The organism is Rhizobium cerradonense (genome assembly GCF_030182455.1).
Taxonomy (GTDB): Bacteria; Pseudomonadota; Alphaproteobacteria; order Rhizobiales; family Rhizobiaceae; genus Rhizobium.
Genome location: NZ_JAQJCK010000008.1, coordinates 14,674 through 37,385, shown reverse-complemented (window position 1 = coordinate 37,385; position 22,712 = coordinate 14,674). Strand labels below are relative to the sequence as shown.

Annotated in this window: 25 protein-coding genes and 1 pseudogene; 17 read left to right on the top strand and 9 right to left on the bottom strand. The window is 58.7% G+C overall.

The features are described from left to right. The first annotated feature begins 125 nt into the window (after positions 1-125). The 6 genes from PH547_RS19530 to folD are packed head-to-tail and all read left to right on the top strand — an operon-like array spanning position 126 to position 5,459. Positions 126-1,211: a fatty acid desaturase family protein gene (locus PH547_RS19530; RefSeq protein WP_285169120.1), complete on the top strand. Its 1,086-nt coding sequence runs from the start codon at positions 126-128 to the stop codon at positions 1,209-1,211. Positions 1,212-1,241: 30 nt separating this feature from the next. Continuing rightward, positions 1,242-1,556, top strand: a complete 315-nt coding sequence (locus tag PH547_RS19525; protein WP_260304974.1) for a MocE family 2Fe-2S type ferredoxin — start codon at positions 1,242-1,244, stop codon at positions 1,554-1,556. 10 nt (positions 1,557-1,566) lie between these two features. Continuing rightward, complete coding sequence (locus PH547_RS19520) at positions 1,567-2,793, top strand: NAD(P)/FAD-dependent oxidoreductase (protein ID WP_285169119.1); 1,227 nt, start codon at positions 1,567-1,569, stop codon at positions 2,791-2,793. Positions 2,794-2,818: 25 nt separating this feature from the next. Beyond that, complete coding sequence (locus PH547_RS19515) at positions 2,819-3,625, top strand: 3-methyl-2-oxobutanoate hydroxymethyltransferase (protein WP_285169118.1); 807 nt, start codon at positions 2,819-2,821, stop codon at positions 3,623-3,625. Between the two features lie 46 nt (positions 3,626-3,671). Continuing rightward, positions 3,672-4,556 carry a formyltetrahydrofolate deformylase gene (gene purU, locus PH547_RS19510; RefSeq protein WP_285169117.1) on the top strand — a complete coding sequence of 295 codons (885 nt, stop codon included), beginning with the start codon at positions 3,672-3,674 and terminating at the stop codon, positions 4,554-4,556. Positions 4,557-4,559: 3 nt separating this feature from the next. After that, on the top strand, positions 4,560-5,459 hold the full coding sequence (gene folD / locus PH547_RS19505; protein WP_285169116.1) for a bifunctional methylenetetrahydrofolate dehydrogenase/methenyltetrahydrofolate cyclohydrolase FolD: 900 nt from the start codon (positions 4,560-4,562) through the stop codon (positions 5,457-5,459). A gap of 21 nt (positions 5,460-5,480) precedes the next feature. Here the strand turns inward: folD and PH547_RS19500 are convergent. Further along, a pseudogene (locus PH547_RS19500) lies at positions 5,481-5,594 on the bottom strand (transcriptional regulator); the annotation flags it as partial. Positions 5,595-6,075: 481 nt separating this feature from the next. Between PH547_RS19500 and PH547_RS19495 the strand changes: the two are divergent. Then, on the top strand, positions 6,076-7,167 hold the full coding sequence (locus PH547_RS19495; protein ID WP_104826553.1) for a porin: 1,092 nt from the start codon (positions 6,076-6,078) through the stop codon (positions 7,165-7,167). A gap of 156 nt (positions 7,168-7,323) precedes the next feature. Here the strand turns inward: PH547_RS19495 and PH547_RS19490 are convergent, their stop codons facing one another. Together PH547_RS19490 and PH547_RS19485 are read right to left on the bottom strand one after the other, a co-directional pair. Next, the gene (locus tag PH547_RS19490; protein ID WP_260304978.1) at positions 7,324-7,935 is read right to left on the bottom strand and encodes a TetR family transcriptional regulator; all 612 of its coding nucleotides are present in this window, start codon (positions 7,933-7,935) and stop codon (positions 7,324-7,326) included. A 201-nt stretch (positions 7,936-8,136) separates the two neighbouring features. Next, a complete protein-coding gene (locus PH547_RS19485) occupies positions 8,137-9,351 on the bottom strand; it encodes an ROK family protein (RefSeq protein WP_285169115.1) in 1,215 nt (404 codons plus the stop codon). Positions 9,352-9,544: 193 nt separating this feature from the next. On the opposite strand from PH547_RS19485, the gene PH547_RS19480 reads away from it, so the two are divergent. The 5 genes from PH547_RS19480 (at position 9,545) to PH547_RS19460 (ending at position 15,990) form a co-directional block, all read left to right on the top strand. Beyond that, on the top strand, positions 9,545-10,819 hold the full coding sequence (locus tag PH547_RS19480; protein WP_283054206.1) for an ABC transporter substrate-binding protein: 1,275 nt from the start codon (positions 9,545-9,547) through the stop codon (positions 10,817-10,819). 69 nt (positions 10,820-10,888) lie between these two features. Beyond that, the gene (locus PH547_RS19475; protein ID WP_285169114.1) at positions 10,889-11,773 is read left to right on the top strand and encodes a carbohydrate ABC transporter permease; all 885 of its coding nucleotides are present in this window, start codon (positions 10,889-10,891) and stop codon (positions 11,771-11,773) included. Further along, complete coding sequence (locus tag PH547_RS19470; protein ID WP_285169113.1) at positions 11,773-12,624, top strand: carbohydrate ABC transporter permease; 852 nt, start codon at positions 11,773-11,775, stop codon at positions 12,622-12,624. The genes PH547_RS19475 and PH547_RS19470 overlap by 1 nt, the downstream gene beginning before the upstream one ends. Positions 12,625-12,682: 58 nt before the next feature. Further along, a complete protein-coding gene (locus tag PH547_RS19465) occupies positions 12,683-13,828 on the top strand; it encodes an ABC transporter ATP-binding protein (protein ID WP_260304983.1) in 1,146 nt (381 codons plus the stop codon). Positions 13,829-13,845: 17 nt separating this feature from the next. Continuing rightward, positions 13,846-15,990 (top strand): beta-galactosidase, encoded by a 2,145-nt coding sequence (locus PH547_RS19460; protein ID WP_285169112.1) that lies wholly within the window; start codon positions 13,846-13,848, stop codon positions 15,988-15,990. A gap of 109 nt (positions 15,991-16,099) precedes the next feature. Here the strand turns inward: PH547_RS19460 and PH547_RS19455 are convergent, their stop codons facing one another. The 3 genes from PH547_RS19455 to PH547_RS19445 form a co-directional block, all read right to left on the bottom strand. Continuing rightward, positions 16,100-17,116 (bottom strand): PAS domain S-box protein, encoded by a 1,017-nt coding sequence (locus tag PH547_RS19455; RefSeq protein ID WP_260304985.1) that lies wholly within the window; start codon positions 17,114-17,116, stop codon positions 16,100-16,102. A gap of 437 nt (positions 17,117-17,553) precedes the next feature. Further along, positions 17,554-17,964, bottom strand: a complete 411-nt coding sequence (locus PH547_RS19450; protein WP_285169111.1) for a DUF4174 domain-containing protein — start codon at positions 17,962-17,964, stop codon at positions 17,554-17,556. 139 nt (positions 17,965-18,103) lie between these two features. Next, complete coding sequence (locus PH547_RS19445; protein ID WP_260304987.1) at positions 18,104-18,337, bottom strand: hypothetical protein; 234 nt, start codon at positions 18,335-18,337, stop codon at positions 18,104-18,106. A gap of 188 nt (positions 18,338-18,525) precedes the next feature. On the opposite strand from PH547_RS19445, the gene PH547_RS19440 reads away from it, so the two are divergent. The 5 genes from PH547_RS19440 to PH547_RS19420 all read left to right on the top strand — a co-directional run bounded on the left by PH547_RS19440 (position 18,526) and on the right by PH547_RS19420 (position 20,587). After that, a complete protein-coding gene (locus PH547_RS19440) occupies positions 18,526-18,789 on the top strand; it encodes a hypothetical protein (protein ID WP_260304988.1) in 264 nt (87 codons plus the stop codon). Positions 18,790-19,152: 363 nt separating this feature from the next. After that, positions 19,153-19,617 carry a YbhB/YbcL family Raf kinase inhibitor-like protein gene (locus PH547_RS19435; protein WP_260304989.1) on the top strand — a complete coding sequence of 155 codons (465 nt, stop codon included), beginning with the start codon at positions 19,153-19,155 and terminating at the stop codon, positions 19,615-19,617. A 16-nt stretch (positions 19,618-19,633) separates the two neighbouring features. Further along, a complete protein-coding gene (locus PH547_RS19430; RefSeq protein WP_260304990.1) occupies positions 19,634-19,966 on the top strand; it encodes a four-helix bundle copper-binding protein in 333 nt (110 codons plus the stop codon). A gap of 35 nt (positions 19,967-20,001) precedes the next feature. After that, entirely contained in the window at positions 20,002-20,169 is a 168-nt protein-coding gene (locus PH547_RS19425) for a hypothetical protein (RefSeq protein WP_260304991.1), read from the top strand. Between the two features lie 229 nt (positions 20,170-20,398). Continuing rightward, on the top strand, positions 20,399-20,587 hold the full coding sequence (locus PH547_RS19420) for a DUF3008 family protein (protein WP_260304992.1): 189 nt from the start codon (positions 20,399-20,401) through the stop codon (positions 20,585-20,587). 160 nt (positions 20,588-20,747) lie between these two features. Here the strand turns inward: PH547_RS19420 and PH547_RS19415 are convergent, their stop codons facing one another. From PH547_RS19415 to PH547_RS19405, 3 genes are all read right to left on the bottom strand, one after another. Further along, positions 20,748-21,767: a DNA topoisomerase IB gene (locus PH547_RS19415; protein WP_260304993.1), complete on the bottom strand. Its 1,020-nt coding sequence runs from the start codon at positions 21,765-21,767 to the stop codon at positions 20,748-20,750. Positions 21,768-21,909: 142 nt separating this feature from the next. Beyond that, the gene (locus PH547_RS19410; RefSeq protein WP_260304994.1) at positions 21,910-22,113 is read right to left on the bottom strand and encodes a hypothetical protein; all 204 of its coding nucleotides are present in this window, start codon (positions 22,111-22,113) and stop codon (positions 21,910-21,912) included. A 174-nt stretch (positions 22,114-22,287) separates the two neighbouring features. Next, entirely contained in the window at positions 22,288-22,692 is a 405-nt protein-coding gene (locus PH547_RS19405) for a VOC family protein (protein ID WP_260304995.1), read from the bottom strand. Positions 22,693-22,712 lie beyond the last annotated feature (20 nt).

The window sequence follows — 22,712 nt, the reverse complement described above, 5'->3', positions numbered from 1 at the left end:
ATGAATGAGATGGAGGATTGATGGAATATGATAGATTCCATCATCGTTGCATTGAGGCAAGCAAAAACTCGACCTATCATCCCAGTCATCAGGTGCGGCGCTGGTTTGCGACGCGGGAGGCAGGAATGAGCGAGACAGGAAAGCGTGATTACAGCCTGCTTGGTCCAAGCGGCCGGCTGGCGGTCGAAACCGGATTGGCGGCGGCGGAGTGGTATCATACCGAGATTGCCCGCAAGGAGATGAAGGCGCTGATGCAGCGCTCCGATGCAGCCGCCATCCGCGACACGATCATCTGGCTCGGCAGCATGGCGATCCTTGCCGGCCTCGGCATCTTTTTCTGGGGTTCCTGGCTTTGTGTGCCCTTTTTCCTGGCTTACGGCGTGCTTTACGGTTCGGCCTCTGATAGCCGCTGGCACGAATGTGGCCATGGCACGGCGTTCAAGACCCGCTGGATGAACGATGCGGTCTACGAGATCGCCTGCTTCATGATCATGCGCAATCCGGTGACCTGGCGCTGGAGCCATACCCGCCATCACACCGACACCGTCATCGTCGGCCGCGATCCGGAGATCGCCGTCATGCGGCCGCCGGATCTCGTGCGCCTGGTCCTGAACTTCTTCGGCATCGTCGATGTCTTCTATGCGATGCTCGACATGGTCCGCAATGCCTTCGGCATCATCAGCGCCACGGAGAAAACCTTCATTCCCGAGATGGAGCAGCCGAAGGCGATCCGCATCGCCCGCATCTGGAGCCTCATCTATATCGCCACCATTGCCGCCGCTATTGCCATGGGCTCGCTCCTGCCGCTGGTGCTGATCGGCCTGCCGCGGCTCTACGGCGCCTGGCATCATGTGCTGACCGGCCTGTTGCAGCATGGCGGGCTCGCCGACAATGTCATCGACCACCGGCTGAACAGCCGCACGGTGCTGATGAACCCGATAAGCCGCTTCATCTATTGGAACATGAACTACCATGTCGAACACCACATGTTCCCGATGGTGCCCTATCATGCGCTGCCGAAGCTGCATGCGATGATCAAACACGATCTGCCGCGGCCCAATCCGTCGATCTGGTCGGGCTACCGCGAGATGATCCCGGCCTTCCTGCGGCAGTTGCGCAACGAGGATTATTTCCTGAAGCGCGACCTGCCGCCGACGGCGAGGCCCTATCGCGAGGAATTCCACACCGGGCTGGCCGAAGCGGCCCAATAACCGACTGACATGCAAAACAGGGAGGCAGGAATGAGCGGCAACTGGATTAAGGTCTGTGCGGCGGATGCGATCGACGAGGAGGACGTCATGCGCTTCGACCATGGCGGCAAGACCTTCGCGATCTATCGCAGCCCGGAAGACGACTATTTTGCCACCGACGGCCTGTGCACGCACGAGCAGGTCCATCTTGCCGACGGGCTGGTGATGGACAACATCATCGAATGTCCCAAGCACAACGGCCGCTTCGACTACCGCACCGGCGAGGCCAAGGGCGCCCCCGTCTGCGTCAACCTCAAAACCTATCCCGTCAAGGTCGAAAACGGTGCCGTTTTTATTGCGCTATAAGGGGAAAGCCATGCTGCATTTCGTCATTATCGGGGCTGGAGAGTGCGGCGCCCGCGCCGCCTTTGCGCTCAGGGAAAAGGGCTTTGACGGTGACATCACACTGATCGGCGCCGAGCCGGTTGCGCCCTATGAACGTCCGCCACTGTCGAAGGAGGGACTTGTCCTCGCGCATGAGCCGAAGTTCGTGGCCACCTTGGAACGCTATGCCGACCAGCGCATCGACCTTCGGCTCGCCACGCATGCGACCGACATCGATCCGATCGGCAAGGTGGTCACACTCTCGGACGGAGAGCAACTTAGCTACGACAAACTGCTGCTGGCGACCGGTGCATCTGCGCGCAGCTTTCCCGGCATTGTGGGAACCGGCGAGCGCATTCGCATGCTCCGCACCCATGCCGATGCCACGGGGCTGCGGCCGGCGCTTCTCCCCGGCCGCCATATCGCCATCATCGGCGGCGGTTTTATCGGTCTCGAGCTGGCGGCGACGGCGCGCAAGCTTGGCGCCGATGTCACCGTGATCGAAGGCCTGCCGCGCGTCCTGAAGCGGGGCGTGCCGGAAGCGGTTGCCGAGGTGATAACGCAACGTCATCGGGACGAAGGCGTCGATATCCGCTGCGGTGAGACCATTGCGGCAGTGGAGGAAGGTGCGACCGGTGCGATTGTTCGCTTGGGCGACGGCCAGGAACTCTCCGCCGATCTCGTGCTCATCGGCATCGGTGCTCAACCGAATGTCGCGCTCGCCGAGAAAGCGGGTCTTGCGGTCGATAACGGCATTGCCGTCAACGAGCGGCTGGAAACCTCTGCAGCCGATATCTACGCCGCAGGCGATTGCTGCTCCTTTCCGCTCGCACTTTATGGCGGGCGACGGGTTCGCCTGGAATCCTGGCGCAACGCGCAGGAACAGGGAACTTTGGCTGCGGCCAATTTGCTGGGCGCGGGAGACAGCATCTCGGCCGTGCCGTGGTTCTGGTCCGATCAATATGATCTGACGCTGCAAATTGCCGGCCTTGCCGATGGCGCGACGACGATGCTGAGGCGTGACCTTGGCGAAGGAGCCTTCATCCTCTTCCATCTCGATGAGACCGGCCGGCTGCTGGCGGCCAGCGGCATCGGTCGCGGCAATGCAGTCGCCCGCGATATTCGTCTCGCCGAAATGCTGATTGCCGCCCGCGCTCGTCCCGATCCGGAAGCGCTGACGGCGAGCCATGTCAAACTCAAATCACTTCTTGCCGCGTGAAGAGCCCTTACCCCAGGAGTTTCCAATGAAGAAACATAATCGTGCAACGGTCGCCGACCTGCTGGCGCTCAAAGGACAGCGGCAGCTCACCATGTTGCGCGTCACCTCGCTGGAGGAAGCCGAAGCGGCGGAGAAGGCCGGGATTGATATGCTTTCCGTACCGCCGGCACTGCTTGGCCCCGTATTCCGCGAGGCTGCTCCGAGCCCCTTTGCTGTTCCTGGCCTCGAATATGGCGATTACGTCTCGGCGGAAGAGTACATGCGGGAGGCGTTCAGGGCGCTGAAGGCCGGTGGCGACGCCGTTTATTGCGCCGCCGGGCTGCAAACGATTCGGCGGATGCGCGAAGAGGGCATTCCGGTCTGCGGCCATGTCGGCCTCATTCCGTCTAAGGCGACCTGGACGGGTGGCTTTCGCGCCGTCGGCAAGACCGCGGCAAGCGCTTTCGAGATCTGGCGCCAAACCAAGGCACTGGAAGAGGCGGGCGCCTTTGCGGCGGAGATTGAAGTCGTGCCTGGCGATGTCGCTTCCGCGATCAGCGCGAACACATCGATGCTGATGATTTCCATGGGTGCCGGAAGCGGATGCGATGCCCAATATCTCTTTGCCGACGATGTGCTTGGCAGTAATCGCGGTCATAGGCCGCGTCACGCCAAGGTGTATCGCGATTTTGCGGCCGAATATGACCGGCTGCAGAATGAACGCACCGCCGCTTTCAAGGAATTTGCCGAGGACGTTCGCTCGGGCGCCTATCCGGCAAAAGGGCATCTCGTCGCAATCGACGAAGGGGAGCTACAGGCGTTTCTCCGGCTGCTTTCCGAAGGCTGTCGATAACGCCACAGGTGGCGTTTCATGATTTTTTCCAATCGGACGACATAAGATGAAAAATTTCGTACTGACCGTATCCTGCAAATCGACGCGTGGGATCGTTGCGGCGATAGCGAATTATCTGGCCGACCAGGGCTGCAATATCGTCGACTCCAGCCAATTCGACGATCTCGATACCGGCAAGTTCTTCATGCGGGTCTCCTTCATCTCCGAGGAAGGCGTCAAGCAGGAGGCATTGGTCGAAGGTTTCAAGCCGGTCGCCGAGAAATTCGAGATGGATGCCGAGATCTATGATACCCAGAAGCGCATGAAGGTGCTGCTGATGGTGTCGCGCTTCGGCCATTGCCTCAACGACCTGCTGTATCGCTGGAAGATCGGCGCGCTGCCGATCGACATCGTCGGCGTCGTCTCCAACCATTTCGATTACCAGAAGGTGGTCGTCAACCACGACATCCCCTTCCACCACATCAAGGTGACGAAGGACAACAAGCCGCAGGCCGAAGCGCAACTGCTGGACCTCGTCGAGCAGACCGGCACCGAACTCATCGTGCTGGCCCGCTACATGCAGGTGCTGTCGGACGCCATGTGCAAGAAGATGTCGGGCAAGATCATCAACATCCACCATTCCTTCCTGCCGAGCTTCAAGGGCGCCAACCCGTACAAGCAGGCCTATGAGCGCGGCGTCAAGCTGATCGGGGCGACGGCACATTACGTCACCGGCGATCTCGACGAAGGTCCGATCATCGAGCAGGACACGGCCCGCATCACGCATGCGCAGTCGGCGGAAGACTATGTCTCGATCGGCCGCGATGTCGAAAGCCAGGTGCTGGCGCGGGCCATCCATGCCCACATCCACTACCGCACCTTCCTCAACGGCAACCGCACCATCGTCTTCCCGGCAAGCCCCGGAAGCTATGCTTCGGAGCGGATGGGGTAGGCGATGGCTGACATCATCGATGGCAAGCAGGTGGCTGCTTCGGTAATTGATGCGGTGAAGACGGCGACCGCAGCACTGGAAAAAGAGACGGGTGTGAAGACCGGCCTTGCCGTCGTCATCGTCGGCGATGATCCGGCGAGCCACACCTATGTCGGCGCCAAGGGCCGCATGGCCAAGGAATGCGGTTTTACCTCCATCCAGCATACGCTGCCGGCCGAGACGACACAGGACGAGCTGGCAAGGCTCGTCCAGTCCCTCAACGAGGATGCCGCCATTCACGGCATCCTGGTGCAACTGCCGCTGCCGAAACATCTAAATGCCGAAGCGATCATCCAGTCGATCCGGCCGGACAAGGATGTCGATGGCCTGCATGTCGTCAATGCCGGCAAGCTGGCGACCGGCGATCTTGCCACCGGGCTGATCTCCTGCACGCCGGCCGGCGCCATGCTGCTGGTGCGCCGCATCCATGGCGAGGACCTGTCGGGATTGAATGCCGTCGTCATCGGCCGCTCGAACCTGTTCGGCAAGCCGATGGCGCAACTGCTGCTCAATGCCAATGCGACGGTGACGACGGCCCATTCCCGCACCAAGGACCTGCCGGCGGTTGCCCGCAGTGCCGATATCCTGGTGGCGGCGGTCGGCCGGCCGGAAATGGTCAAGGCGGATTGGGTAAAGCCGGGAGCGACGGTGATCGATGTCGGCATCAACCGCATTGCCGCACCGGAACGCGGCGAGGGCAAGAGCCGGCTGGTCGGCGATGTCGCCTTTGCCGAGGCGGCGGAAGTGGCCGCCGCCATCACCCCGGTTCCGGGCGGTGTCGGGCCGATGACCATCGCCATGCTGATGGCCAATACGGTGATCGCCGCCCATCGTGCTGCCGGCAAGCCGGCGCCGCGGTTCTGAGATCACGCCACCTAAATCATATCAATCGGCCGGCGCCACGCCGGTCGAGGCACGCACGATCAGCTCGGTCTTCCAAAGCTCCTGCTCGGGAAATGTCTCGAGCTGCTTGATCTCGCCGATCAGTCGTTCGGCGATCGTCTTTTATAATGGTGCAGACAGAATGCGACAGACGCCGAATCACGCGTCTGGATCGTTCTGCGCCGATTTGAAATTCGTAAGCGCCGACACAAAATGCCGTTGAATAAAATGAGCTACCCGCCGCGGCACCTGACGACCCAGGTGGCAGCGTGAAGCTGATAGTTGCATATTGGTCACAGCGCCCGAAGCTTGTAGTAAGGGGACCTTCATATAATTGACAAACATACCGTTGGTTTGTAAACAAAGCTCAGGACATGAATATGTCTTGCGGTCGAAGCATCGGCCGCATCGGTAGGGTATTTCAGGGCCGTGTCGCGGGGCTGATTGGGCGGAACAAGAGGGACTCAAGCCAGCATCAAGCAGGGCAATCGCAGATCTGTTCGATCGCGTTGATGCGAGGTGAATTCTGCATGGGGTTGGTAGTGAACCTCCATGCGTGCGGAATCTCTGAAATGCATATTGCAACCAGGAGTTTAAAATGAATTTGAAAAGCCTTCTGATCAGCTCTGCTGCTTCGCTCGCAGCAGTTTCCGGGGCCCATGCCGCGGACGCTATTGTCGCTGCCGAGCCGGAGCCTCTTCAGTACGTTCGCATTTGCGACGCTTATGGTGCTGGCTACTTCTTCATTCCGGGTACCGAGACTTGCTTGAAGATCGGCGGCCAAGTTCGTACCGAAGGTGAATGGTACGATGCCTACAGCCCGACGAACAAGACCGGAACGTTGTGGCACACCCGCGCCGAGCTGAGCCTCGACACCGCAACCGACACCGAATACGGCCCTCTGAAGACCAACACGGTTCTCCGTTGGGACTGGAGTGAAGGCAATTCGACAAGCACCAAGCTGCTGTTTGCCAATATCAGCCTCGGCGGATTCACTGTCGGTAAGGCAGACTCCCAGTACAACTCGTACATCGGTTACGCCGGCGACGTCATCAACGACGACGTGATCTACGACGGCCCGTATGAACTCAACCAGTTGACCTACAACTATGACGCCGGCAACGGCTTCACGGCTGTGATCTCGGTCGAAGATAGCTACTCCAGCGGCTCGGATGCATCCTATGGAGCGAGCTGGTGGGGTGACGACAAGGCGGATCACTACGCTCCTGACGTCGTTGCCGGTGCTGGGTTCAAGTCCGGCATCTGGGGTGTCAAGGTCGTCGGCGGTTACGATTCGATCGTCGAAGAAGGTGCCGTCAAGGCTCGCGTCGACGCCGACTTCGGCGCTTTCTCTGCCTTCTTGATGGGTGGCTGGAACACGGACGGCGACAAGCTGAACAAGTACGCCGGTACGAACCTGGATCGTTCCGCTTGCCCGGCAGGCCGTCCTGATCTTTGCGGCTGGGGTGACTGGGCTGTCTGGGGTGGCGTTGGCGTTCCGATCAACGACAAGCTGAAGTGGAACCTGCAGCTCGCTTACACCGACTCCAAGATCTTCGCCGCCACGACGAACATCAAGTGGAATCCGGTCAAGAACCTGCTGATCGAACCCGAAGTCTCCTACACCGATTGGGATTCGGTCAATCAGGACCAGTGGGCCGGTATCCTGCGCTTCCAGCGTAGCTTCTAATCTGAAATTATCCGGCCCCCTTTGCCGGGTAAGAGAAGCCTGCGGTTTCCAATCCCGCGGGCTTCTCACACTGATCGGTTGACCTCCGATCAAATACGGGAAGGGTTCGGCTTTCCCTGCCGAACCCTTTTCACTGGGCGCTCCGCTGTCGCCTACCTAATGCGTCGGAAACCATGTGGTCAGGATCATTTTGATAAGAGCTTGCCCACAGGGAACCAATTCAAAATCGCCCTTATCGAGAGCCCATTCGGCGACCAATCCTCCAATGACCGCAGTCAAAGCGGAAGCGGCGGTATCTGCTGACCATGGCGGAGGCAACGGCTTGTCGGCATCCATGGAGTGGAAAATTCTCGCAAAGTGCTCCTGCATATCGTGCCGGAATGAGTCCGTGCTGTCCGCCGCGTCATCACAAAATGCCATGTCGAGATACATGATGACTTTCAGTAGCCCACGTTTGCGCGGCTCCTGCTGAATCTCTGCGAATGTCGCCGAAATCGTGTCTATGAGCAGCTCAAGCGGATTGGGCGGATGTCCTTCGGCAATTCGCTCCGCAAGTTCCTGGAAGGGCTGCTGCGCCTTGTCGCGGATCGAAAACAAGAGACCTTGCTTGTTCTTGAAATGCCAATGAACTGCGCCGCGGGTAACACCGGCCGCCGAGGCTATTTCGTCCAGCGTGACATTTTCATAGCCGTTGTCGAGAAACAGCGCCTCCGCCGAGCGTAATATCTCACGTCTGGTTTCAGCCGCTTCCTCCTTTGTGCGTCTCATTCATTCCCCTCCAATTTCCGCGCCGCGCCCCTTCAGCTCTGTCACAATAGTCATAACGTCGATTATTGTGCTTACAACACCGTTACCTTGCGCGATGTTTTCCCCGGTTATTCTACGGCTGTTGCGGCGCGCGGTCACCGACAACCGCGAAGGCGGCCCTCGTTCGAGCAAAGCCGCTCCTTCTTGGGGCGGCAAGCCCGGCTACCTGGCGGATTTCTGCGTGCTGCCAGTATATGTCCGGCTAATGTCGGTAAAGCCGCTCGATGATTCAAAATCAAACATTCTTTGGGTTACCAGAGCGGCCGCGCCGCGGGCCCAAGAATTATCTTCCCAGTCCGGAAGCAGGGGAGGTGCTGTCCTGAAGGTCCTGGCGGTCAGGGCTTCCCGAAGTGGCCCGAGAAAATGTTCGCCAAGCGAGACGGCTTCGCCGCCGGCAACGATGACTTCCGGATCCGTGACATTGACGAGATTGGCGAGCGCCGTTCCTATGCTTTTGCCGGAATGTTCGACAAGCGCGACTGCCGTCGGATCGCCGGCAGCCAAAGCGCTTCGCAGTTCAGGAAGGCCTCGATCCCCGCCATGTCCGGTTGCCTCGCGCCAGCGTCTCAAGATCGACGCTTCGGAATGATATGCCATGAGACAGCCGCGTTTGCCGCATTCGCATATCCGGCCATTTTCTTCATAAAGCGTATGCCCGAACTTGCCGGCCGCACCATTTGCGCCGCGATAGAGCTTTCCCTCGATGACGAGCGCGCAGCTTATGCCGACGCCGACAGCGAGAACGGCCATATTGCGATGTTGTCGCCCCAAGCCAAAAAGTTGCTGGGCGATGGCATAGGCGTTGGTGTCGTCTTCCAGCCAGACCGGCACGTTGGCACGATTCGCCACGAGTGAGGCGAGGGGAATATTGTCCCAATTGAAGCGATGACTGCGGACGCATGCGGTCTGTTCATCATTGATAACGCCGGGCATGGAGATGCCGATCCCTGCAAGCTTGGCATGCGGTCGTCCGGCGAGCTTGACCATTTCGGGAACAGTGCTGGCCAGCAGGTCGGCAACGTAGTCCGGCTGGTGACCGGCAAGGGGGATCCGCATGGCCGCCACGGGATTGGTCGCAAGGTCTGTTGCGACGCATTCCACGGAATCCACCATCAACTTGAACCCGACCACGAGCCCGTGCTCATAATTGATCTGTACCGGGATCGGGCGCCTGCCGGTGAGGCCGGTTACGGCTTGGCCTTCCACAACGATGCCTTCCTCACAGAGATCGCCGACAACGAAGGTCACGGCTGCAGGGCTTAGCCCTGTAATTGTTGCGATATCGGCGCGACTTCGCGGCCCCTCCATGCGCAAAAGATTGAGGATCAGGCGTCGATTTAGCGCCCTTGCCGTGCTCTGGTCGCCCTTCAGCTTCACTTTTAGTTCCTTAATTTTGTAAATTAATTATTGCAGGCTCTATCGATCTATGCATAACTCCACCCGCCGATCAACTCCGGATGCGGTTTCCGCCCTGAGAATAAGCGACAAAATCGGCGCGTTAAATGCCTGACATGCATCTCGAGGGGAGGGCTTGCCAGGACGTGTTGATCGATCAACTGGGAGGAACTCCATGGTGCATTTCAAGCAAATTTTTCCGTCCACTCGCCGCAACTTCCTGAAAGGCGCAGGTGCCGTATCGGCGGCAGCTCTGGCGGGCGGCCTGTCCGCGCCCGCAATTGCCCAGGCGCAGAAAGTCACGGTGATCTCGGCGGAGAACAATGCGGAGGCGCTTGCAGCGCTGAAGAAAATCGCCGAGGCTTTCGGAAAGGAAGCCGGGGTCAGCGTCGTCATCAACAACATGGATCACGAGGCCCACAAGACAGCCATTCGCAACTACCTTGTTGCAGGGGCGCCCGACATTTGCACATGGTTTTCGGGCAATCGCATGCGTGCTTTCGTAAAGCGCGGCCTGTTCGACGATATTTCCGATCTGTTCGAGAAGGAAAAATACAAGGATGTGCTCGGTGCGACGACGGGAACGGTCACGGTCGATGGCAAGCAATATGGCCTGCCGACCGGCGGCACCCTTTGGGGGATGTTCTACCGTAAGGATGTCTTCGATCAGCATGGCCTGACTGTGCCGACGACGGCCGAGGAATTTGTGGCTTACGGCGACAAGTGCAAGGCCGCCGGTCTCACGCCGATCGCCATGGGAACCAAGGAGCTTTGGCCGGCTGCCGGCTGGTTCGATCAAATGAACCTGCGCATCAATGGCCTCGACAAGCACATGGCGCTGATGAACGGCGAGATGAGCTATCTCGACCCATCCCTGAAGCCGGTTTTCGATCAATGGGAAGGGATGATCAACAAGGAGTTCTTCACCGCCAATCATACATCGTTCGGCTGGCAGGAGGCCGCAGCGCTGCTTGCCCAGAAGAAGGCCGGCATGATGAATCTCGGCGCCTTTTTGAAGTCCGCCTTCACCGCCGAGGATCTGCCGCAACTGTCCTATGCCACTTTCCCGGTTATGGACCCGAAGGTCGGTCACTTCGAAGAATTCTCGGTCAATTCGATCCATATTCCCGCAAACGCGAAGAACAAGCAGGGCGCTCGCGAATTCCTTGCCTATTTCTATAAACCGGAAAATCTCGCGGCCTATCTGGAGCCCGGCGGAAACGTACCACCGCGCAACGATCTTCCGCCCAGCAAGGACCCACTCGTCAACGTGGCGGTAGAGACCTTGAAGAAGCTGCAGGGAGCTTCTCAGTATTACGATCGCGACAGCGACCCCGATATGGCCCAGGCCGGCCTTGTCGGCTTCCAGGAGTTCATGGCGAAGCCCGATCGGCGCGACTCTATTCTTCAGCGCCTCGAAGGTACCCGCAAGCGCATCTACAAACTCTAGTTCTCCTCCCGGCGGCCGGGGAGCGGAAGCGCGCTTCCGCTCCCTCATAACTCCAATGAGGCTCTGGATATGTTGATGATTTGGCGCCGCCAGCGTTGGTGGCTCACCCCCACTTTGCTTATTGCCCCCGCGATCCTGCTCTTTTTCACGGTGATCCTGCTGTCGGCCGTGCGGAGCGTCTGGATCAGTTTTCATGAGTGGGACGGCTTCGGCCCGATGAACTGGATCGGTTTCGGGAACTACGTCGAACTCTACAATGATCCGCAATTTTACGTTTCGCTGAAGAACAATCTCATCTGGCTGATCATGTTCATGGCCGCGCCGCCGCTCGGGCTAGCCATAGCATTGCTGGTCAATCAGAAAATAAGGGGCATGCGCTTCCTGAAGTCACTGTTCTTCATCCCGCTGGTGCTGGCTTCAGTCACAGTCGGGGTCGTGTTCACATGGGTCTATACGCCGGAGTTCGGACTTCTTGCCCTGATCTTCAAGGCATTTGGCGCGACCGCCCCAGCCGTTCTTTCAGACGAGCATTTCGTGACGTTTGCGATCGTCATCGCAGCACTTTGGCCGCAGGTCACGTTCTGCATGGTTCTCTATCTCGCGGGGCTGAACAATCTGAGCGAGGAGCTCATAGGTGCTGGCCGCGTGGACGGGGCGAGGGGATGGAACATGCTTTGGCACATCGTCCTGCCTCAACTGACGCAGGTGACCTTCATCGCCATCGCGGTGACGGTGGTCGGCGCGCTTCGATCCTTTGACATGATCTCCGTCATGACGGCCGGCGGCCCGTTCGGATCGTCTTCCGTGCTGGCCTATCAGATGTACGAGCAATCGATCTTCTCCTATCGCTTCGGCTACGGAGCGGCGATCGCATCCGTTCTCTTCGTGATCATGGCCGCATTCATCGCCTGGTACCTGTCACGCATCATTCGCACAGAAGAGAGAGGTGGCTGATGTATCCTCGCCCTATTCCGGAAACAGCCATCTGGCAGCGACGGTTTTATGTGCTGGCGGTGCTGCTTGTTCTCCTGCTTTGGCTCTGCCCTCTGTTTGCGATCATCCTGACGTCGTTCCGTTCGACGATCGATGTCATGAGTGGCAATCTGTGGGGGTGGCCGACCGAGCTTGGTCTGATCGACAATTATACCGCGGTCTTCACCCAGACCCCGATGGCCCAGTATTTCCTGAACAGCCTAACGATTACCATTCCTTCGGTAATCGGCGTCCTGGTTCTGAGCACGCTCGCGGGCTTTGTTCTCTCCCGCTACCGCTTTCCGGGCAATATGCTGATCTTTGCGCTCTTCGTCGGCGGCAATTTCCTGCCGCACCAGATCATGATGATCCCCGTGCGCGATCTTATGGTGCGGCTGAATCTGATCGATACGACGGCGGCGCTGATCATCTTCCACGTTGCCTTCCAGACAGGATTTGCGACGCTTTTCATGCGGAATTTCATCGCGGCCTTGCCCGATGAACTCTTTCAGGCTGCCCGCGCTGAAGGCGCGACACCTTTCCAGACGCTGATACATGTTGCCGTGCCGCTAGTCCGGCCGGCTCTCGCGGCGTTGGCCATTCTGATCTTTACGTTCATCTGGAACGACTACTTCTGGGCGGTGGTGCTGACGGTCAGCGACTCCGTGAAGCCCGTGACTGCCGGTCTGGCCAATCTGCGCGGGGAATGGGTTTCGGCATGGAACCTCATCTCGGCAGGCACGATCGTCGTCGCGGTGCCGCCTGTCGTCATGTTCTTCCTCATGCAGCGCCATTTCATCGCCGGTCTGACCATGGGGGCCGTCAAAGGATGAGCGAGACGGCATTTCCTTTCCCAGAACTCAAGAACCCAACAGCAGAGAGCCAGGAAACATGACCAGCCTCGAACTGCGACAGATCAACAAGAACTATGGTGCATATCATGCATTGCGCGGGATCGACCTTGCCGTCGAGCAGGGCGAGTTCATCGTCATGGTCGGACCTTCCGGTTGCGGCAAGTCGACCCTCCTCAAGACGATCGCCGGTCTGGAAGGGATTTCGTCCGGCCAGATCCTGATCAATGGCCGCGACGTCAGCAAGGAAGAGCCGGGGGATCGTGGCATCGCCATGGTTTTCCAGTCCTATGCCCTTTACCCGCATATGACCGTGGCGGAGAACATGGGGTTTGGCCTGCGCATGGCCAAGCGGCCGAAGCCAGAAATCGATGCCGCCGTCGCGCGCGCCGCCAAGATCCTGCGCATTACCGATCAGCTTGAGAAGCGGCCCAAGCAATTATCCGGCGGCCAGCGGCAGCGCGTTGCCATCGGCCGTGCCATTACCCGTTCTCCCGACGTGTTCCTCTTCGATGAACCACTCTCGAATCTCGACGCGGCGCTGAGGACGCAGATGCGCGTCGAATTGAGCAGTCTGCATACGGAACTCGGCGCGACCATGGTCTACGTAACCCACGATCAGGTGGAGGCCATGACCATGGCGAGCCGGATCGTGGTGTTGAACCAGGGTGTGATCGAACAGGTAGGCTCACCGCTGGAGCTCTACAGAAATCCCGAAAATCTCTTCGTGGCGGGTTTTCTTGGAGCCCCGAGAATGAACTTCCTTGCCGTGACCGTGGACGAAGTCTCCGGCCGACAGGTCCGGGTTTCGGCTCCCGGCATCGTCCCATTGACCGTCGAATTGTCCGATGGAGTGGCGCTGCAAAAGGGCGCCGATCTGACGCTGGGTGTCCGGCCGGAAAACATATCGATCGTCACGGACGTCGCGCATGGTGGCGCGATCGAAGGGCAGGTGCAACTGGTTGAGCACCTCGGTCGCGAGACCATCCTCTATGTCGATGCCGGCAGCCTGCGTACCATCGCCTCGGAAAGCGGCACCGGAAATATCACCGTCCAGCTTAGCTATGTCGCGCCGTTCACATCTGGCCAGGCTGTGGCTCTGAAGCTCGACGCCAGGGAGCTTTATCTCTTCTCATCGAACGGCGGACGCACGATCAGCGCTCGCAAAACCATCATCGACAAATGAATTCGGGAAATAAGACCGTGTCTGACAAGAACATTGCTGCGACGCCATCCGCTTGGAATACCGTTAAGACCGACCGCTTTCTCGTCGGCGCCCCCCATTACCCCGAGCATGTCGACGAAAGCTACTGGGAGCGCGATGCCGAGCGCATGGCGAAGGCGGGCTTCAATGTGGTGAGAATGGCGGAATTCGCCTGGCATATCCTCGAGCCCAGGCTTGGCACCTTTGATTTTGATCTGTTCGACCGCGCCATAGCCATGCTCGGGCGGTACGGGATCGATACGATTATGTGCACGCCGACGGCCACGCCGCCGCGCTGGCTGACCGTTGCCCATCCGGAGATCCTGCGCGTGGATGGCAAAGGCCGTCCGATGAGCCATGGATCGCGTCAGCATTGCGATACGGCAAGCCCTGTGTTCCGCGAACACAGCCGGCGCATCACCAAGGCGATGGCTGAACACTATCGGGACAATCGGTATGTTGTCGGCTGGCAGACCGACAATGAGCTAAACACGAGCATGCCGGAGAGCTATTCAAAGGCGACATTGAGCGAATTTCAAATCTTTCTCGCCGAGAAGTACGGCGATATCGGCAAGCTGAACGCTGCATGGGGCGGTGACTTCTGGGCAACTGCCTATGACAGTTTTGACCAGGTCGTGCTTCCGATCGAATTCGGCCCGACCTTCCCCAGTCCCGGCCATGTGCAGGATTACCACCGCTTCCTCGCATTTGCGACCGCACGGTTTCAGCACGATCAGGTCGAGATTCTGCGGGCCACGAACCCGTCGTGGTTCGTCTTCCACAATCTCGGCGGCTTGCGGGATATCGACTTCCGCGGTCAGTTCACCACGGATCTCGATTTCGTCGGCTACGACATCTATCCGATGCTCTACGATGAGTTTCAGCGCATCGGAAATCACGCAAAGGTTCAGGCACTGCACCTGGATATATGCCGCGGCTTTTCGGGGAACTACATCGTGCCGGAGCAACAGTCCGGCTTCGGCAGCCAGCCGGGCTTCTGCACGCTGACGCCAGAGCCGGGCGAGCTTCGGCGCATGGCCATGTCATCGGTCGCGCATGGTGCTGACGGGCTGATGTTCTTCCGCTGGCGTCCGGCCCATTTCGGCGCCGAGATCTACTGGATGGGCATCATCGACCACGACGACGTCGGCCGCCATCGCTATGACGAAGCCAAGCAGTTTGCGACCGAAATGACGGCGCTGAAGGACAAGATCCTTGGCACCTACGTGCGTATGGATGTGGGCATTGCCGGCTCGGACTTTGACAATCAGGAAGCCCATAAGACCTACGCAATCGGACTGCCAAGCCCGCAAGACGATGCGGTTCTGCTGCACCAGTATTGCTACGACCGCGGCATCGCTTGCGGCTTCATCCATCCCGAGGATGATCTGTCGAAGCTGAAGCTGTTCTACGTTCCGCATTGGGTGATGTGGAAGGATGAATGGACTGAAAAACTCAAAGCTTTTGCGGAGCAGGGCGGCACGGTCGTTATCGGCGCACGCACCGGAACGCGGAATGAGGACAATCACGTCATCCGGCAGACGGCCCCGGGCACGTCTCTTTCCAACCTCACCGGCGTACGGGTCGAAGACTTCGGTCGTCTCGCTGCGCCGGGCGCCAACGGACTGTTCGACGTGATGGAGCGATCCGGGGGCCTGGTGGTGCCGCCAAACAAGCCCGCTGAATCCCATCGCAGGACGCGCCGTTTCAAGATCGGCAACCAGGAACTGCCCGCCGGACACTTCTACGAAAACCTCTTGGTCGACCCGGATGTCGAGGTCGTCTCCGCCTGGTCCAATCGCTATGCGGACGGTCTGCCCATGGCGACGTCGCGCAAGGTTGGCAAGGGTCAGGTCGTCTATGTCGGCACCTATCTCACGCCCGAGCTGACGGCTGCACTGGCCGAACGGCTGTTCCCGGCGGCAGGTGTGCAGCCGCTGGTGGACGATCTTCCTGATGGCGTCGAGGTCACCATGCGCATGAATGACGAGCGCAGGCTGCTGTTCATCCAGAACTACACCGATCAGCCCGCTAGCCTCACCGCCGTGGCGCCCGGCAAGAACCTTCTCGATAATGGAAAGGCTGTCGCCGGCGGGCTCGATCTGGATGGCTATGACTGCGCCATCATTGAATTGGAGCGCTGAGCCCATTTGCAGGACCCGGCCGGACCGCCGCCGATTTTTTGCCGACACACAGCAATCGGTTGGCGGTCGTGTCGAGGCAATCGGCGCGCGCTTCGTGCGCCGAGCGAGATCAGCGCGTCAGGTTCTCAATCGGAACGCGCAAATGAATTCGAAGCCCTTCCGGCCTCCATTCCCGTGTGATCGATCCGTTGAGCGAACCTTCGACGGTCACCCGCTCAAGTTGGGATCCGAAGCCTGAGCTCGGCCCAGGCGCTGTAACAGCCGGGCCGCCGGTTTCAGTCCAGATGAGGCTGAGCTCGCCGTCCGTCGCTAGGTCGATTCTGATTTGTCCCTCCGGGAGGGAAAGCGCCCCGTATTTGATCGCGTTGGTGGCGAATTCATGTAACAGCAATGCCAAGGATGTCAGCGCGGAGCCCCCAACCGGCGCATCCGATCCATGAATCTGTATCCTCTGCCGGTCATCCTCCCGATGAACGGCAAGAACCGCGTCAAAGAGGGAAAAGAGAGTCGTCGACGATCGAGCGGCTACATCTCCGGAAAGATCCGGCAATGTCAGATCATGAGCGCGAGCCAAGGAGACGATCCGTTTGCGCAGATTGTCGGCGAGATCCTGCGCACTCGTGGCCGAACGCTGGCTCATCGTGATCAATGCATTGGTGATTGCGAACAGATTCTTGATGCGATGGTTCATCTCCCGCAGCAGCAGCGTCTGGCGTTCGTGTTCACGTTTGCGCTCGGAAATGTCCCGCGCGATTTTCGACGCTCCGATGATCGAGCCGTCCTGATTGCGGATCGGCGACACGGTGAGGGAGACATCGACCAGGCTGCCACCCTTGCGTCGGCGCACCGTCTCATAGTGATCGACCCGTTCGCCTCGGCGGATTCGGCCGATGATCGTTGTTTCCTCGTGAAGTCGCTCATCCGGGATCAGAATGGTAATCGGCTGGCCGATCATTTCTGCCGCCGTAAATCCGAACAGGCGTTCGGCGCCCCGGTTCCAGCTTGTGATGATGCCGCCAAGGGTCTTGCTGATGATCGCGTCATCGGAATTTTCAACGATGGCGACCAGCCAGGCATCCGCCGAAGGTGCCTGCGGTCCAAATTGCTGGGTGAGATTCTCGCTCAAGCTTCTACTCGGAGTAGGTTCGTCTTCGTTCGCTGCCCCCTCGGAATCTGATGCTGACACGGAGACCAAAGAAACCGTTTCGTCAGCCGCCATCGCCTTTCCTTTCCCCATCATCATCTCCCGGACGGTAGAGGTCGCATGGGCCCCACCCTATCCACACGCCAAGGTAGCCACAACCAATATTATCGCCGCTCTATGGTCCAACGCCGCTGTTGCCGTGTCTTGATATCGAGGCTGCGTGTATTCGGCGCGTCACCTGCGATCGACCGCTGATTATACCCCTTCGGCAATCGCAGTCACGTGATTGGCGGAGCGATGGGAAGGGCTTTGGGAACAACCGGTTTCCGCAGATGTTCGATACACGCTCCAACCGCATGCTCGGATCGCCAAATGTCCTATTCAGGGACGCGGACCATGCCGGCTCTCGCCGCTTCGAACTATGATATCGATGGCGGGAGTGCATCGAGGACGTCCAGAATGACGACTGTCGGCAGAGGTGCATAGGATCTGAGTTTGGTCATGCCATCCGTTCCGACCAATACCATTTCGAATTCGTCGTTTTCCGGACCTTGCAGATCGCGGCGTATATCGTCGGCATTGAGTTCGTACGGTTCCTCGAAGAGCTGAAAGACTCCGCCGCCGGCGACCCTCAGCACGGTCACGTTACGATCGGTCAGGTTCTTTTCATGATGTAGAAGCTCCTCCTCCTGCCTGATCGGCCGGTCGTCGTTGGAGTCCTCGAAGATCACGAGGACATTGCACCTGTTCCGAAACGATGCGAGGCTGGGACAGGGATCATCTAATTTGCCACCCGCCCCGGCGAATTCTCTGAACAGAGACCTGAGCATCGGAAATTCTCCTTGTGGAAGTGCAGCCCAGTGTTGCTGGGTGAAAATCAAGCCATGAGGCGTCAGGAATATAAATCCATCAGCAGCTCGTCTTGTTCCCGCCCGTTCGTCTCTTGGATCGTGCCCGGCCTCGGTCACTTCATGCCTCACAAAAAATCTGTCCCTGAAGGTTGAGGCTGCCTCGCATGCGCGCAACGCGCCGCTCGGCGTCGGCTATGTCATATGCCCAAAAGCTGACGCTGAAGATCCTGCCGTCGAACTCATAGTCGGCGAGGAAGCAAAACATATGCAGCCCGAAGTCGTCGACGGTGCGAAACTCGGCCTCCGGATTGCTCTCCTCCCGCCAAGCCTTCGAAAACTTGATAACGGTCATCACCGAAACTCCTGTTCTATTCGGTTTATTCGACCAAACCCCTCAGGGGGGCGTTTGTTGCCTATAGAAGCGGCAGGCATAGGGCCCGCGACTTCGGTTGTATGGATCGCAATCAAAATGCCGAGGGGCGGGAACAATGGCGGGCTTGCCAGCTTAGACCGGGTAGTCACGACAAAGAGGAGGCTGAGATGAGCGCATCTCAAACGACGACGGAACACGACAAAATCCGTAATTGGGTGAAAGCCAGGAATGGCCGCCCAGCCCGGGTCAAAGGTGCGAAGAAGGGCGGAATTTTGCGGATTGATTTCGGCAGGCCTGAAGAGACGCTCGAAGAGATTTCCTGGGAGGAGTTTTTCCGGATCTTCGACGAGAACGAACTCGCCTTTCTCTACCAGGAGAAGACGGAAAGCGGCGACAAAAGCTGGTTCACGAAATTCATCAGCCGCCATTGATAGGCGAGGTGGAATGGATTTTGTCTGGGGAAGGGAGCCGGCACTTACACATAAGGCGCGTATTGGTCGCCGCAGCCTCGGCTGCGGCGGATAATAATGATTGGGAGGATTTGTTCGGCTTATTGCGACGCAACTCTCGCAAAAGCGGAATGTTCCCACGGCCGCGCGGAAATATGATTGATGCCATTAAGATTGGAACTTCGCGCAGAAACGCTCCTCCGGAATTGCAGGGGAACAATGAGAACGCGCAGGGGTTCGACTATGAAGCCGATATTCGACGCGGCCGCAGATCTTTGCCGCAATGAGCAGGTGAAGAAAGCCTGTCGAAAGAACGGCTATCCCCAACAGTAAAAGGAGAATGTCATGGCTTTGACATTGATCAGCAAAGCGTTTGTGCAGGATCAGCCGATCCCCCGGAAATATGCGCGAGCGGGCGAGAACCTTTTTCCGCCGCTTGCCTGGAGCGGCGCTCCAAATGGAACCAGGAGTTTCGCTCTGATCGTCGAAGATCCGGACGCTCCGAGCGGCACCTTTCACCACTGCGGCATCGCCAACATCCCGGCGCAATGGACCGATCTCACCGAAAGCGCCGATACGGCGCCGGATCGGGCGACGCGGTTCTACAGGAATGATTTCGGCAATGCTCGCTACGACGGCCCGCAACCGCCGCCCGGCGATCGTCCTCATCACTACATTTTTCGTCTTGTCGCCCTCGACGTCCCGAGGCTTTCGATTCCCGATGCTGCCGGCATAGGTGCGATGTGGGCTGAGGCGAAGAAGCATGTGCTCGCGGAAGCGAGCGTCACAGGCACGTACCAGACGCAATAGCCCAAAGGAGACGACAATGCATTTGGATAGCAAGATGCAGCAATGTGTCGAAAACTGCCTGCGCTGCTACAGCGTTTGTTTGTCCACGGCGATGAACCATTGCCTGGAAGCCGGTGGCGAGCATACCGAGCCGCAGCATTTCAGGTTGATGATGGCTTGTGCGGAGATATGCCGCACGTCGGCACATTTCATGCTGATCGCTTCAAGGCACCATCCGCATGTTTGCCGCGAATGCGCGGAGATCTGCGGCGAATGTGCTGCCGATTGTGAACGGATCGGCGATATGGCGGAGTGTGCTGACGCCTGCCGTAAGTGCGCCGAGACCTGCCGGCAGATGGCGGGCACGTAAGATCGCGGCTTCGCCGGAACACAGGTAAGGCAAAAATGAATGACGATAAGAAGACAGACCAGAAGCGAGCGGAACCTCTGACATTCGCGGCTCAGGATGTCCGGCAGGGCGAGATCATTCTGAAGCGCCGTTGGCAGCGTCTGGTTTTCATCGGTGGCCTGGTGGCCGTGGTTCTCGTCATCCTGCTGCGATTTGCCGGGTGAGGAGAAAGGTAATGGCGCGTGCAGGGAAGAAAGACTTCGCACGCGGAGCGCAGGGCAAAGGCGGTGCCTCAGGCGCGCGCTTGCCGTGCTTTCTAATGCGCCATGCGTTCATTTGAACGTGTAAAAGATCGCTTTAGTCTCTTGAATCTCAAGCGCCTTATCCGTTTTCAGATGATCCGAAGACGGGATGCTCTGCTGCCGGAGGACTATTAATCGAAGGAGGTCCACGATGCCTGCAAAATCGAAGTCTCAACAGAAGGCCGCCGGTGCGGCCCTCGCTGCCAAACGCGGCGAAAAGAAAAAGAGCGAATTGAAAGGCGCTTCCAAGAGCATGGTCGATTCCATGAGCGAGAAGGAACTTCACGACATGGCGTCCACCAAGCGGAAGGGAAAGCCGGAGCACGCCTCAAAGTCCTGAGCCGGATAACGCAGCTCAAGGGCGCGCTGCGGTGAAGCCTTATTGGTTCGCAAGAAAATAGACGACAAGCTGGTCACCGACGGATGTTTCCAAGAAGTGATGGCTGACGCCATGATGACCGTATATTGCTTACCGCCGACTTGGTGCCGCCCCCCTGCAGTCACTCCAGCTCTTCCAGCCAGCGCAGCACCGCCACCTCGTCTTCATCCAGCCATTTCAGAATGCTGGAATTCTTCCTCACTTTCGTCTCGGCGATTTTCGCCAGGCTGCCATTCTCGAAACCGTCGAACACGCCTGGATGTATGTAGGATCCGCGGCAGACGGCGCGCGTGTTCACAAGCTTCCCTGCCACTGCATCGATGATTTCGTTGATCTGCCTTGCCCGCACTGCGGCGCTGCTGCCGGGTTCGATGATCGCCAGTGCCGAAGCTGCCATCCGCGTGGCGCCCCAGATCCGGAATTGCCGTGAGCTGAAGTTGCCAGCCGCGGCCTCGCGAATATAGGCATTGACGTCTTGCGAGCGGATCGGGTGGAGAACACCGTTCTCATCGACATATTGGAACAGATGCTGGCCCGGCAGTTCCTGCAGCATGCGTATGGCGCGTATGATGCGGCGGTCGGTGTAGCTCAATCGCCATTCCTTGCCGGATTTGCCCTTGAAGCGAAACTGCAGGCGCGATCCAACCAGTTTGACATGCCTGCTGCGCAAGGTGGTCAGCCCATAGGAGCCATTTTCCATCGCATAGGCCTCGTTGCCGATGCGGATGAAAAGCTTGTCCATCAGCCAGACGACGGTGGCGAGCGCCTTCGCCAATCCGGGCTTCCTGCGGCGGAGATCGATATCGATCCGTTTGCGGATATCAGGCAATGCCCGAGCGAACTCCACCAGTTGCGCGAATTTTTCCCGATCGCGATCCGCAATCCAATTCGGATGATAACGATATTGTTTCCGCCCCCTGGCATCGCGGCCGACGGCTTGCAAATGCGATCTCGGATCGGGCGAAATAATGACGTCGGTATAGGCGGGAGGAATGACGAGTGCGGCAAAGCGCTGGAGTTCCGCCTCATCGTTGATCCGGTTTCCCCGCTGATCGTAATAGAGAAAGCCTTTTTTGCCCTTCCTGCGGGTAATCCCGCTATCCAACGCCGCGAGGTAAACGACTTCAGATTCGTCTCCCATTGTTGATGGGGCTTTCGAACCGGTTGCCTCGGGTGGGGTAGGGCCAGCAGCGATCGGCAATTGCCCTGATGCTAGCGCGGCTCCGGCGCATGCTGCGCCGGTATCGACGGCACTTGGTTCCTGTCCCAATTGCAGGCCGCTCTCAGTCATCGCCTTTTTGCTTCAGCGCATCGGAGACCTTCCGCTTGCGTGGATGATTGACGTTCTCGTCATTGGCGTCACGCGTTGCTTCCCCGCCATCCTTGGCAGGAAGGTAACCTGCGGGCTTGGAGCCTGCCGGGCCTTCCCATCTCGGGGACTGGTCGGTCGTTCCCGGCGCGCCGTCACGTGGTTGCTGATGTTTCATCGCTGGTCTCCTATGGAACTGGCGTTCCGGCATTTCGCCGGTCTCACCGCCGGGAGGTGAGCAGCGCTCTTCGATCCCGCCATGGTGAATGTAACCCACGGCCGGAACACATTGTTCCATCGACGATGAAGGAGAGCGTGCGGCGGTAACCCGCCCTATCTCGGATCGCGCCGCCTACGGCGCTCCATTGACCTCCACAATATTCAAATCAGGATCGCGAAGGTAGAGCTGCGGGAAATCAGCATGGCCGGTGCGAAAGATCAGCAGGCACTTTGGATCGCCTTGAGGCAGGTCCTCTCGAAAGCCGAGGGTTTTCAGCCGTTCGACAACACCCTCGAAGTCATCCGTACGAAAGGCGAAATGCCAATCATTGCGGTCGATCGCGGGATTCTTGCGAAACGTGCCTTCGGGATTGACGATGAGATGGATCTGCAGGCTGCCACAGGCAAGCCAAGCTCCATCCACCGGAAAATTCGGCCGCGGAATTTGAACAAGCTCGAACACCTTGCAATAGAAAGGCAGCGACTTTTCCAGATCGGTGGTGACGATCGATACATGATGCAAGGCAAGCAGAGACATCACTCTTCCTCCTCAACCAA